General features: G+C 38.6%; 9 protein-coding genes and 3 pseudogenes. 2 read left to right on the top strand and 10 right to left on the bottom strand.

The window, feature by feature from the left end:
• Positions 1-118 precede the first annotated feature (118 nt).
• The 3 genes from FOC32_RS03825 to FOC32_RS03815 are packed head-to-tail and all read right to left on the bottom strand — an operon-like array spanning position 119 to position 6,301.
• Positions 119-3,334 (bottom strand): tyrosine-type recombinase/integrase, encoded by a 3,216-nt coding sequence (locus tag FOC32_RS03825; RefSeq protein ID WP_005233303.1) that lies wholly within the window; start codon positions 3,332-3,334, stop codon positions 119-121.
• A complete protein-coding gene (locus tag FOC32_RS03820) occupies positions 3,318-5,630 on the bottom strand; it encodes a hypothetical protein (RefSeq protein WP_005233304.1) in 2,313 nt (770 codons plus the stop codon). The genes FOC32_RS03825 and FOC32_RS03820 overlap by 17 nt, the downstream gene beginning before the upstream one ends.
• Positions 5,630-6,301, bottom strand: a complete 672-nt coding sequence (locus tag FOC32_RS03815; RefSeq protein WP_005233305.1) for a hypothetical protein — start codon at positions 6,299-6,301, stop codon at positions 5,630-5,632. The genes FOC32_RS03820 and FOC32_RS03815 overlap by 1 nt, the downstream gene beginning before the upstream one ends.
• A 151-nt stretch (positions 6,302-6,452) precedes the next feature.
• Here FOC32_RS03815 and FOC32_RS03810 point away from each other — a divergent pair.
• Positions 6,453-7,014, top strand: a pseudogene (locus tag FOC32_RS03810) (IS5-like element ISAba27 family transposase); the annotation flags it as partial.
• 51 nt (positions 7,015-7,065) lie between these two features.
• Here the strand turns inward: FOC32_RS03810 and FOC32_RS03805 are convergent.
• Positions 7,066-8,210, bottom strand: a protein-coding gene (locus FOC32_RS03805) for an IS3 family transposase (protein WP_122959112.1) whose coding sequence is annotated in 2 segments (ribosomal slippage) — positions 7,066-7,946 and positions 7,946-8,210 — 1,146 coding nt in all. Because the reading frame shifts where the segments join, the coding sequence is not laid out codon by codon here.
• A gap of 75 nt (positions 8,211-8,285) precedes the next feature.
• On the opposite strand from FOC32_RS03805, the pseudogene FOC32_RS03800 reads away from it, so the two are divergent.
• A pseudogene (locus FOC32_RS03800) lies at positions 8,286-8,561 on the top strand (transposase family protein); the annotation flags it as partial.
• 122 nt (positions 8,562-8,683) lie between these two features.
• On the opposite strand, the gene FOC32_RS17235 reads toward FOC32_RS03800, so the two are convergent.
• From FOC32_RS17235 to FOC32_RS03770, 6 genes and pseudogenes are all read right to left on the bottom strand, one after another.
• A complete protein-coding gene (locus FOC32_RS17235) occupies positions 8,684-8,821 on the bottom strand; it encodes a transposase domain-containing protein (RefSeq protein WP_265596763.1) in 138 nt (45 codons plus the stop codon).
• Complete coding sequence (locus FOC32_RS17230) at positions 8,812-8,949, bottom strand: transposase domain-containing protein (protein WP_228761299.1); 138 nt, start codon at positions 8,947-8,949, stop codon at positions 8,812-8,814. The genes FOC32_RS17235 and FOC32_RS17230 overlap by 10 nt, the downstream gene beginning before the upstream one ends.
• Positions 8,940-9,170: pseudogene (locus FOC32_RS03785) on the bottom strand (transposase domain-containing protein); the annotation flags it as partial. The gene FOC32_RS17230 and the pseudogene FOC32_RS03785, both read right to left, overlap by 10 nt.
• A 268-nt stretch (positions 9,171-9,438) precedes the next feature.
• Positions 9,439-10,593, bottom strand: coding sequence for a catalase family protein (locus FOC32_RS03780; RefSeq protein ID WP_005233312.1), 1,155 nt, complete (start codon positions 10,591-10,593; stop codon positions 9,439-9,441).
• A 74-nt stretch (positions 10,594-10,667) separates the two neighbouring features.
• Positions 10,668-12,257 (bottom strand): Dyp-type peroxidase, encoded by a 1,590-nt coding sequence (locus tag FOC32_RS03775; RefSeq protein WP_005233314.1) that lies wholly within the window; start codon positions 12,255-12,257, stop codon positions 10,668-10,670.
• A 203-nt stretch (positions 12,258-12,460) separates the two neighbouring features.
• Positions 12,461-13,030: a hypothetical protein gene (locus FOC32_RS03770; RefSeq protein ID WP_004280952.1), complete on the bottom strand. Its 570-nt coding sequence runs from the start codon at positions 13,028-13,030 to the stop codon at positions 12,461-12,463.
• Between the last annotated feature and the right edge of the window lie 82 nt (positions 13,031-13,112).

The following is a 13,112-nucleotide window of genomic DNA, read 5'->3' as shown; positions in this document are numbered from 1 at the left end:
TTTCAGACGTTGCTGATACCTAGAGTTTATACTATTTGATTATCGTTTCTCAGACATCCAATTTTTACTGAAGATATATTAAATTTGGCTTTAGATAAGGAAGCAACGGTTAAATTATTTAACAGCATGTGGTTATTTTTAGACCTTCAGCTTTAAGTTCAAGAGATCGAGGTCTGCCGATACATGCTAGATGTAAGCAAAATTTAAATGCGGCCAGTGCTTTGGCATCTTTTGTCGAGTAAAGCTGGAGACGAACATAATCTTCTTGAGTCGTAGGATGCTCTGTTGTGCTCGATTTAGCCAGCTTCAGTAATAAAGGTTGTTTCTTTTTATCTAGCAATTGTACCAAGTCTTGTCCAAGCAAATGCCAAAATTGATGGGGAAACAGGTCTTTTACCTTGCAATAAAATGATTCCAATTGATCAATTTTATTCCAGCGATAATGAATGCCGGTATGCGAAACTGTAACACGACTTAAAAATGTCTCAAGCACCGCTTTTATTTGATCTGGCTTTTTTTCAAAGATATTTTGAATATTTTCAAAGAAATAGTTCCTTGCTTTGCGCTCTTCAACGGTATCTATCATCGAGGGTTTCAAAGGTTTATCCAGATGATTTGTGTTGTTGAGATCAAATAACCTTGGGTTGTTTTTTTGAGACTTGAGTTGGCCCAGTTGTTTGGCATTTTCATACCAGTAGTTAACCAGTTCGACAGGTAAACTCATTTCTTGTGATACCCGATCTGGTTCATGATGAATTTCCAGTAAATTTAGGCACTTAAAAAACCATGCAAATGAAACTTTGGATTCTTTTGTTCCCGCGAAATATTTAAAAAAATCATGATGCTTTGAGTTAAATGAAACCTCATCTAGAATGTCTTCTACGTTACTTTTTAACCAGTCAGTTTGATCGTTGAGTAACTGCTGACTTAAATGACCAGCATGCTTTTCGAAATTGAATGGAGCAGAATCTTTTACTGTGTTTAAAAATTTGAAAGAAGGTAGGTAGCCCATCATCTTTTTTGCCAGTTGAGTATCGATGTCTGGGTGATATTTCAGTATTTTATGCCCAGCAATCAGGTAGCTTAGATGAATATAACTTTTAAAAGTTTCTGTAGGGTCAATGTGACCCAGTAAATGGGCAATCATAAACCAATGATTTTGACCATGTGTATGACGGAGTAACTCTGTCCGAATGGACTGATATTGTTCTTCAGTATAATCCGTCAGATTCTTGACTAGGGGAGCGTAATCGCAGTTGAGCAGAACGGATAAGTGATTGGCAGCCGTGTGTCGAAATGAGTGAAAAGAATAATCATGAGTTTTAAAAAGCTCGTTCATAATCATTCTAAAAGGTGTTGTCACCGTATGTTTGTTCAGCTTGCTATTTTCATTCCAATTACGGAATAAGTATAAGTTTTGCTGATTGAGTAAACGTTGCTCGACTACATGATTATGAAATAGTTGATATTCATCGGTTTTTAATAAGCAATACACAGGAACTTTGCGTTCAGCACTATCTGTTTTAAGTTGATGTAAGTTTCCTTTCTTTTTTGAGCCGTAGGGCTGAATCCATACTGATAGACAGCTCAAGCCCTCAATATCCCGCACACGTAAGCCTAGAATTTCATTAATACGCATACCGGTACGGTAAGCTAAGATATAGATGATTTTTAATGTCTTATAAGTGTTTTCTTGACTATTAGCACCTGAAAATAAGGTATCTAATTTGTTCATGAAAGCTTGATAAGTCAAAGGGCCAATAATACGGGCTCTAGGCCTATTTTGTATGGCGAGTGATTCTAATTCGAGAGATTCAGCTTCGAAAACTGTTCGTTGAAAGCTATGGAAGCGCTTCAACATCCTGCTGGTTTGACCTCTGGATTTTTTAAATTCAGGTTGGCCTGCTTCATCTGCGAGACGGGTGTTCGTAATAATTTGTGTGTAGATATTTGCCAGATTCGTATTCAGATCATCTTCGCTATCTAGATATTGTAAAGAATGTGTTAGCCAAGGCTCGGCAATCCGGGAGTAATAAGTGTAAATCGAACTATCTGCTAATGGTCTATTCTGCTGAAACGATTTTTGAAATTGGTTAGCGCAAAAATTAAAATTTTCAGCCAGTTGCTGAATCTGTTCTAATTCTGGTTTATAAAGGCTGATGAGCCATAAGGCGACACGTTTACTATACTCATTAAATTTATTAGTATTTTCAATGCAATATTTAATGATTAATGCATCGACGCTTTGATCAGTTTGTGGTGTACGAATCAGTTGTAAAAGGTCTTTGTGAATCTTTATAACATCATCCAAGGCTTGCTGAATGTCATCATTAGAGTAGGATTGACCCACAATAGATGGTGATTTTTCTACATCTGAATCAGTAAGAGTGTCCTGCTGATATTTAAATTTTGGATGAAGAAATCTTTCAAATTCTATTTCTGATAAGCCACAGGTTGCAGTATTTTCTATAAGACATTGTGAGAGAGCAGGATCAATGTCAACTTTCGGGAGTTGCATCCAGTTAAAGTTGGCGTAGTCGCGTAATAATTTATAAGTTTTAAGATTAAATGGTAACTTAATCTTATTAAAAATAAGCTGTAGATAATCTTCTACATTCTGGTTTACTGTACGAATATTTCTGCTATTAAAATGAATTAACCATAAGCGGGTGATTTGATCAGGAATAAAATTACGCGATTTACGAATGGTTTTTTCATCAATAAATAGATCTCCATAAGAGGGAGAGAGCGGTTCTAAAAATATAATGTTCAGATCTTCGATCTTTCTGATTTTTGCCGGATCTTTTAAGTGTTCAAGCAAAGCTTCTAAAGACGCTTTTTGATTTAAGCCGGAATAAAGCATGGCAGAAATAACAATATTTCCAATGATTTCATCATCAGAAAATGTCTTGCTATCTTTTGCTAGAATCCAGTAGTCCCAAAGCTTATCAAGAACTTCATCAACCTGCTGTCCCTTCTCGATCCAGTCCATGGTAAAAACCGGCTGATCACGCTGCATCTCAAATGTCAGATTTGGTAGGGGCAGGGGCTCGCTCCTATTTAGATTGATTTTTTTAATATACGATCGAAAAAATTCATGCGCATATTTTTTCCAGGCCAAGCTTGAAGCTTTACGTTTAATAAACTCATAAATTGCTGGATAGAAGGATTCAAGATGTTCTTTTTGTTCTAGTTCTATTTCTTGGAAATATTGAATTAATTCCTTTTCTACATCCGATCGAGGAGATTTCTCTTTCTCAAGACGAATTTGTTTTCTACGATTTTCTGCATATAGTGGTCGAGCTTGCTTAGTTCGTTTATTGGATGAGGACATCGAGTTCAATACCGGTAATATTAAAATAATCTTTTATTTGTTCAAGAACATGAGCAATGCTTGAATATTGTGAAATAGATAAGCTGGAATAAGGATGCGCAGCTTCTTGCTGCATCGGCTCATGACCGAATAAAGCTAAAATTTCAATTTCGCTAATTTTATGGCTGAGAAACGCACGGGCTGTATGCCGGTGCCAGTTTTCATGTTCCAAACCTAACTCTGGATGAAAGTCTTCTACAGTCGAAGGTCTCAAAGGTTGCCATTGACCATCCTGAAAGATATTTAACAGTGGGAGCTTGCTCTCTAGAATCTGCTGAATATTATTTGAAATTTCTGGCTGAATAGGAGTAATTTGAGTTTTAAAATAATGTAGAAAATCTATGAATTTCAGGAGTTCTTGTACAACAAAATGACACAGTGGAATCAAACGTCCATAGCCTTGACGCCCACCCACCTCTTTATCAGAAACCATCAAAATTTTTCTTTTCAGGTTAAAGCTTTTTAAAAAACCAGGAAACTCAGCGACGGGTCGCGCAGCAGTAAAAAGCAATAAAAAATGCCACATCCAGATATTGTAGTGATTAAAAATTGCTATCCAGTCATCTTCTTTTTGTGAAATTATTCTGAATTTGAGAGTGGCAAAGATATTTTGAATCACATTTGAAGTAGGTGCTTTGCGGCTTCCAAAGTTTTTTTCTGCAGCATATTCAATATTCTGGTATTCATCGGATAGCGACTCACACAGCTCTTTTAAAATTAAGACATATTCAGTCTGTAAAGTCAGGATATTTTGATGACAATAAGAAGTAGAAGAAGACTTATTGGCATCAATACCAGTGAGAAGGTCAGCAAGCTGTTTATTTCCAGTGCGTTGCAAAATAGTCTGATGTAAAAGAGAGCCAATTCTTATTAGTGATAATTTTGGAATATAAAATTTGGCTCTCAGCTGTTTCAAATGTTGCTGAAGGTCCTCTTCCTTAACGGGGTCACCGTCTCGCAGAGATTCAATAAATGAATTCGGGATCGGGATGTCCAGATGAACTGTTTGGTTGAGCAAGCCCTCTGGATAAGCAAAATCCTTATTTTCAAAAATTGAAAATTTACTTCTCAGATAATATTGTCCATTGCTTTGCTTGATCTGTTGGCGAGCATTTAAATTTTTAGCACGTTTACTTTGTAGACGGAGCCACTCCTGGATTTTATTTCCTGTCAGAAATGACAGCATCAGGATCAAGGATGCCTTCTTTTTTTTGATTTCTTTATCCTTGTCTTTAGAGTCTTCTTTAACCTCAACAATGTAATTTTTATATAGTTCAGTAATTAGGGCACTTATGCTTGTGGTATTAGGAAAGAGGCTGCTGTATGGCAGCAAATGTTCTTTCCGTTGAATATGTTTGGCAACCAGAGGCAGCACATAGCTTTGGCCGGATTCTGAATATGCAGCAAGGGGGGTAACGATGGTTGGGTCTACAAGTATTTGACGTGTATCTTGGTCATCTAATTGTTCTTCTATATTAAGAGCTTTAGACTTTTGACCTTTTTTAATTTCTGAACTTTCTACAATCAGCTGATCTTCATCTAAAAAATCATGTTGAAGTTGAGTCTCGATGCTCGCTTTGGCAATTTTGGCCTTATTGTTTAAAATATAAGTAAATGTAATGCGTAGATTATTCAGTAGATTTTTTTCAAAATCATTGGATGGATCTGTATTGAAATTACTTAAATATTGAACAAATTCAGTTAACGAAAGCGTAGGATCTTTAAGATGCTTTTCCCAAAGGATCATGTATTCGCGTGTATTTTGATATTCTTTATCGGGATTCAGAACCCTATTGGCCACACGGAAGCGTTGAAATAAGCGTTTTACAGTATTGAAATGTTCAGTGTAGTCTTCTTTAAAAAGCTCAGGTTTAATGTCTGGAAGGGCAATTAAATAGATTGCTGCTTTTAAGACCAGGATATTCCAGATTAAAGCGTTTTCTTCCGACTCTGCTAATTGTGCAATTGAGTTCACATACCAAGTAACTGGTGTTGCGCTAACAGTATGTTTTCGAGAGGAGACCAATGCAGCTGGTCTAGCAACAACAGAATTGGTTTCTAGATCAAAATCTAATAGATCGAGATTCAGTCCTTCCAGACATTGATCAGTTGGGTGCGAAGTCAGTAAATCAGCAACATATTGAATATGTTCGGTACGTTGGAGCTGCTCATCACCAAAGAGTTTTTCCAATGTCTGTTTTAATGATACCCCTGGAATATCAGCAATATTTTGATGGGTTGGGTTGGATTCTGACATTATGCTTTCCATAGCTGATCTGGCGTGAGAACGAAGTCCGCATTATTTAAAAGCTGTTGTACAACTTCACTAGTTTGTTCTAGTTGATCAAGCACACTTTGTCTTTTTCGGTTTATAACTTTATTGCGATAATTCAGCTGATATCGTGTGTATGAGAGTCGTTTTGCTAGCAGGTCTAAGCTCATAGTACGGTGAGGTTTGAAAGAATTTTCTTTGTTTAACTTGTAAATAGCCTCGGCAGAAATGTATTCATTTATTAAGTTATGTAACCTTTTGGGATTTAATCGATTAAGATCATAATAAGTAGATGATAGAAATTTTAGAAATTCGGAACTAGCCACATTTTTTAATAGTTCGATTTTTTTGTTATCTTTGGGAAGAGAATGGATAATTAGATTAATTTCTTTGGGTGCATTCTGAGTCCAGTATAGGAACCATTGGATATTACTGGCGATGGTATAACCGGATAGATTAGTATCTTTCCAGACGTGAATTTCGGGACGTGGATTCAAGATACCTAGATCTGTTTTTAAAGCTTTGAAAGCCTCTTGATAGCAAAGATAAATTCCAGAAAAATCAGGGTGTATACTGATTTGGATTTTATTAAAATTTTTGCACAACAATTTTTTAGGTGCGCCAAATTTTTCATTGAAATCAAAAGCCGTTTGCATATTTACTTGGTGATTATATAAAAAAATCAAGTAAATATTCGTATATTCGTTAACAGTCAGACAATGGCTAAAAATTCCATATATTGTGCATCTAAATTTCAAAAACCACTAGACCTCTTGCGAAAGTAAAAACCACCTCAATCTAAATTTCATGAGATATCAGAAATTAAATCGTTTTTCAGATTCTGAATTCCAGCGCTTGGTTGGTGTACCTCGACCAGTTTTTAGTGAAATGATCGAAGTTTTAAAAGAAGTAGAATCACTTAAAAAGAAATCTGGGCGTCCTCATACTTTAGCTATAGAGGATCAATTATTATTAACACTCAATTACTTACGGAATTACAGCACTCAATTGGAGTTGGCTGCAAATTACCATATCGCTGAAAGTAATGTGAATCGAACCATTAAAAAGGTTGAAGATGCATTGATGAAATCAAGACGGTTTACTCTGCCAAAACGAAGCATTACCACAGCAGACGAACAGTTTAACTGGGTCATTATTGATGCGACAGAATGTTCAATAGAACGTCCGAAAAAAAAATCAGAGTAAGTTCTACAGTGGTAAAAAGAAGAAACATACGCTAAAAGCACAAGTGATCTATCATCCGAACAGCAAACAAATCATAGGGCTAGATATATCGAATGGCAGTCAGCATGACATTAAATTGGCAAGAAGAACGGTTAAAAAATTCAAACATTGTAAAGAGGTGGTTCCACATGTTTGAACAACTAAAAGCTTATTTATAAGTGATACTCTGCTCTAGTTAAGCTACCTTATTTTGTTGTGGTAGCTGGTCATAGTAAAACTCATCTGGAGTCATTTTGTCCAGACTCGAATGAGGTCGTTTCAAATTATAAAATTCAAAATATGCGTTTAATTGCTTCTTCGCATCCAAAACATTGCTGTAGGCTTTGAGATACACCTCTTCATATTTAACGCTCCGCCATAATCGTTCAACCATCACATTATCTACCCATCGACCTTTACCATCCATACTGATTTGAATGCCATTTGATTTCAATACATCAATAAATGCATCACTGGTAAACTGACTGCCTTGGTCTGTATTAAATATTTCAGGTCGACCATATTTTTCAATAGCTTCATTTAATGTTTCTATGCAAAATGTAACCTCCATACTAATCGATACTCTATGCGCAAGTACCTTGCGGCTATGCCAATCAATCACAGCACATAAATAAACAAAGCCTTTTGCCATAGGGATATACGTTATATCCGTAGACCACACTTGATTACTGCGCTGAATAGCCAATCCTTTGAGCAGATATAGATATTTACGGTGAGCTTGATTAGCCTGGCTTAAATTTGGTTTGCAATATAACGCCTGAATACCCATTTTCTTCATTAAAGTACGTGTATGACGTCGTCCTATATGATGCCCTTGACGATTCAACAAATCACGCATCATACGACTGCCTGCAAAAGGATATTGCATATGTAATTCATCAATACATCGCATCAGCTTCAGATCTGATGAGCTAACAGGTTTTGGGCGATAATAATAACAACCACGAGAGACTTTCAGTAACTTAGCTTGTTTAGATACTGAAATCTGAAGTGAGTGATCGATTAACTTTTGTGGTTGAAGCGGCCCAGTTTCTTCAACACACCTTCTAAAAAATCAATTTCTAATGCCTGCTCACCGATTTTTGCATGTAACTTTTTAAGATCAATGGGAGGTTCTGATGGAGCTTTTGATTGATCGAAAGCTTGTGAGGAAGCTGAGATCAATTGATTTTTCCAGTCAATAATTTGGTTTTGATGAACATCAAACTCAGAACTCAATTCAGCAAGTGTTTTTTCTGCTTTGATCGCAGCAAGTGCTACCTTAGCCTTAAAGTCGTTTGAATGATTTCTTCTTGGTCTACGTGCCATAAAATACTCCATATATTGATGTTTATAACATCATTTGAGGAGCAGAGTATCACTTATAGGAGTTGTTCAAATTTCCGGATCCATCTCTGTAAATATGTTATGACCGATTTAGGGTACTACGGATTAGAGCAAGATGGCTTTAAATTATTGATGCCAATAAAGAAAAAGAAGAATTTACCCTTATTTGATGTTGAGAAAAAGTACAATAAAATGATTGGAAAAATACGAGTTGTGATCGAACATATTAATAGTCAATTGAAAACATTTAGAATATTAAGTGAACGCTATCGAAATAGACGGAAAAGATTCGGTTTACGCATTAACTTAATCGCTGCACTGGTAAATCGGATGAACTTGCAATAACGACTTTCGCAAGAGGTCTACTATATATAGTATTTTTGAGCTTTTTTTAATGGTAATTAAAACCAAACAGGAATCAATTTTTGATAAGTATAGTAAGTGTCCGCTGAATCCCATACCAATTTTTAATTCAATTTAGGTTTCCAGCAGTGTGGCAGTAACTCTTCAATCTGGGTCACTTTATGTGTCGGTAACCTTTTCAGCACATCACTTAAATAGGCAGTAAGCGTCCGCTGAACCCCATGCCTATTTTTTAATTCGATTTAGGTTTCCAGCGGTGTGGCAGTAACTCTTCAATTTGGGTCGCTTTATGCGTCGGCAGCCTTTTCAGCACATCACTTAAATAGGCAGTAAGCGTCCGCTGAACCCCATGCCTATTTTTTAATTCGATTTAGGTTTCCAGCGGTGTGGCAGTAACTCTTCAATTTGGGTCACTTTGTGTGTCGGCAGCCTTTTCAGCACATCACTTAAATAGGCATACGGATCCAAGCCATTCAGCTTTGCTGACTGGATTAACGTCATGATGTTTGCCGCTCGCTGACCACTGCGCAGCGAACCTGCAAACAGCCAGTTCTTGCGCCCCAACGCCCAGGGACGCATCTGATTTTCAATCGGCTTTGTTGCACAAAGATTTCATAACTATTTGATTTTAAAAGTTTTGATTATTTTTTGATCCAAAATTAAATTTATTTAAATCAGATGCTTACATATTTATGCAACAAAGCCAGTTTAATGGCGTAAAAAGGTAAAAAACCGTTAGCCCAGTCACAGGCTAACGGTTTTTGAATGATTAAAGGCGATGTAGTTTTTTACCCAATGGGTGAAATTTTACCCCAAACAATGCCCCCATAACCGCCCCGCTACTGGTTTTTTGCCAAATTTAAAGGTTATAAAAATCTTTATCAAATGCCTGTTTTAGATTGATTGGCTCGGCACGTTTTTTATGATTTAAACGATGGCGAGTGGTCGAGGCGGTCTGATAGGCACGCAGTCGCGCATGTTGCAAATTACCAATCGGACGGTTGGCTTCAATACAGCGAAACGGGGTAAATGACAAGTGTTCCATAATGTCAAAATTACCGTCATCCGGCACATCTTGGCAAGGGATGGTGAGTTTTGCCACTGTCACAAACGGGGCGTCTTTTTCATCCCATTCTTTGGTCAAGTCATTAATGGGTTGGTCTTTTAAGTTACGGCACAGCTGGATTTGCACATCAAACTCATAATCGTGCTGACGGATTTCTTGTAAAATCAGAGGACGAATCGCCTCGCTGGTGGCATTGACATCGAGATCTCGGCGTTTGATTTTGGCTTGTGACGCTTTGGTCGGGGCGACACGGATTTTCGCCATATAGTCGCCATGACGCACCGCCCCTTGTGAGTAAAAACTGTATAACAAGGTATTTTGCGGTTTGATGGTTTTAAACTTACTAAAAGCCCTAAAAGTCTTGAGGGATTCTTTGGATGGCAGTTTTTTGCCATATTGGGTAATCCAGTCAAAGGCAAATTTGGCTTGCCCTTTCGCGCCTTTGGCAAAATAATCATTTAATTGTAAAAATAGCCGTGAAATATAACTATAGTCTTGGATAGTATTACAAAAGAAAATAGGAAAATTAATCAGATTGTAGTCAAAGTTTGGGCTATCTGGCTCATCTGGCAGTAATTTGTCGCCTTTGACACCAAAGACTTTAATCGCCAACCCTTGAGAAAGCCCCAACTTGTTGTCGGCAGCCACACGAGATGAGCCGTTAGAAAAACGAATCACTGCTTCATGACGAGCGGGTTTGGCATAGATACCTTGGGCATATTCTTTGGGCAGTTTTGGTAAAATCTCAAAGTTGGCTTTTAATGCACAGTAGCCTTTAGCGTGGGCATCTCGGGTGTGATAATTGATTTTGCTAACCGTGTCTGATTTGCCGATATAGTCACGAATATCTGCGGTGATTTGGTCGATGGCTTTTTCATCGTCGCTAGTAAGCTGGTCGATGGCTGGGTCAAACTTGGCATAACGACGACCGAATAATTTATTTAACATGATGATTGTCCTTTGTTATTTTTATCAGGTTAGGTTTACTAAACCCACCTAACCTTTTTTTATTTAGATTTACTCTAATATGAATTTTCGTTAAGCTCACTCATCCATTTGAGTGCCGACAAGCTCGGTACAAAAAGATATTCACCGCCTTGTAGGGTATTAAATTGCAAAATATTGGTATGACGCTTACGAATTGGCTCATCGGGTACGGTGAACACATCGCTATCAGCGTCACTACCTGCGTGTACGCCTAGCATTGGGTCACGTTCTTCCCCAAGGTTCATAAAGTTGCCGTCATTAATCCATTGGCTTTGCAAAAACTCAAGCGTGTCCATGGCATGGGCGTTGATACCGATAAAAAATAACCCCCGCTCTTGACCATCGTCTTGGGTCACGTTGGGCGGCACGATATCGCCATACGATACACTACGGCGGATGATACGGTGAAGACGCACATCGCTTAGAATAAAATCTTTGGTATTGCGGGGGTTCATACGGCGAGCATGGGCACCAAACGGGCAGCCTTTGCCATAGGGATCGTCCGTGTAGTCAAATTTATTGTTTGCTACATTGTCTTTGCCGAGGGCTTCATCATCATGGTCTGGGCTTAGGGTGATGGGGGCACCCGAACGCCAGCGACCAAACATTTTTGCCCCCAATTTATCGGCTTTAGCTGGGTCATTGTCGCTTTGTTCAAGGCAATAGCGGTGAAAGTCAGCGACATTACTGCGGTATTTTCGCAGTACCATAAACGAACCGTTTTTTCCCAATACTTCAGGCTGTGGCATGGGAGGTACCACGCCCGCTTCACCTTTATAACCTAACACAAATTCACCCGCCGCAATCGGACGTTCGGTGTTATTTTCAAGGCTGATACCACTGCCATCAACTTCTGGGTTACTGATGCCATCGCGATAACCAAACACGTTTTTGACGTCACCATCTACGCCAAAATCATGTTCCACTAAGATTTCGATCGCGTTACGGCTGGTATCTAGATAAGGGGCAAACGTCTGTTTAAGTTCGGCAAGTTTGGCTTGCCATTTTTCTTGGCTATTGGCAATCACCGCGCCGCAAATATGAATATCGCCTTTATCACCAAATGGCGCAAGCCAGTTGCTAGGGTCATTATCGCCTTTGTCACCCAAGATATCGGAGCGGCCTGCCATACCTGCTTTGAAATTTTCTGGGAAAGAATCAAGCGAGCTTTGCGGTAAGCCTAAAGCTTTTAGCCCCTTATACGTCATCACAATGGTCAAATTGGCATCCATATCTTTTTGGAAATTTTTTGAGCCTGTGACGTTTGGTAATACCGCTTTTAGTAATTCACGACCCGCGTTGCTGTCATTGACTTTTAGCGCGACAAGCGTGCCGTAGTAAGGCGCAGGGCGGTCATGCAAAATAATAGCTTGAATATCCTCAAGCTCCATCGTGGCGATATTGGGATAGATAGCGTTCGTTGCCCGTGTCATGACGCTGTGCAGCTGCGTGCCGATTTTTTGTTTCGCTTCGTGTACCCGTTCTTTGACACTGCCTTTTTCAGCGGGTGTATCGCTGTGTTCAAGTTTGTCTTTAACGGCCTCTATACCATGCTCGATACCATCTTGTAGATGGGTTTTTAATTTGCCAAGTAGGCTTTCATTCGCTGGGTTGTCGTTATTCATGGTCGTTCCTAGCAGAGAATCTTAAAAATTTGATGCTGAAAGCTTGTTCACCATACACCACGCTAAATATCGCTTGCTTATGGTAAAATCACTGAACAAATCGCTTTTGTATCGAAATTTTAACCTAAAGCTTGCCCGTTCAGAGTACGGTTAGAATAGTACGCTGATAAACGTGATATGGTGAATACAGGTTCTAAGCGGGCTTATTGGGCTTGTTCAATGGCTTTATTAATGCCACGCACGATTTTGTCATTACGCGCAATATCACGAACCGTCAGATGCGGTACACCTACATACCAACCGGTAGCGGTAATCTGATGGTCAAGGATAAATTGCTTGACAGTCGGGCTTTTAATCCCAGGCCAACCCTCTACATTGCCAAAAATCAAATCCATGAGTTCTGGAATTTTGGTAGCAAAGTCGTTGATGTAAGCATCCCAATCGCCATCATAGGCGGTACAAAACAGTAGCTTAGTATCATTGTCTAAAAACACCAACCGCAAATCATGCAAGGTGCCTACATTGGTCGCCCCTGCAAGATTGCCTTTGGTAATTTCCAAAATTCGCTTGATACGAGCTGCCCCATCTTTGGTCAAGGGGGCGATGGCGGTGAGTTCAGACACTTTGCCTGATTTTAAGCCCTTTTCACCGGCACTGGTGACAGAATGGTCATAGCCATCATTAGCACCCTCTTTTAGATTTGCCATGAGCATTTGGGCTTTTAATGCCACATCGTCTAATAAAGAAAGTTTTTCATTGTTTTCAGTTGTCATATTTATTGCCCTTATAGTTAGTTGATCATTAATTGAAGTGCATGATTTAAATTTATTTATCCCATTGTTTTATGATTTAAAA

Origin of the sequence: Acinetobacter sp. FDAARGOS_724 (assembly GCF_013364475.1) — a bacterium.
GTDB classification, from domain to species: domain Bacteria; phylum Pseudomonadota; class Gammaproteobacteria; order Pseudomonadales; family Moraxellaceae; genus Acinetobacter; species Acinetobacter variabilis.
Note: the sequence above shows the minus strand (reverse complement) of the source record. Positions and strands in the feature narration are given on the sequence as shown.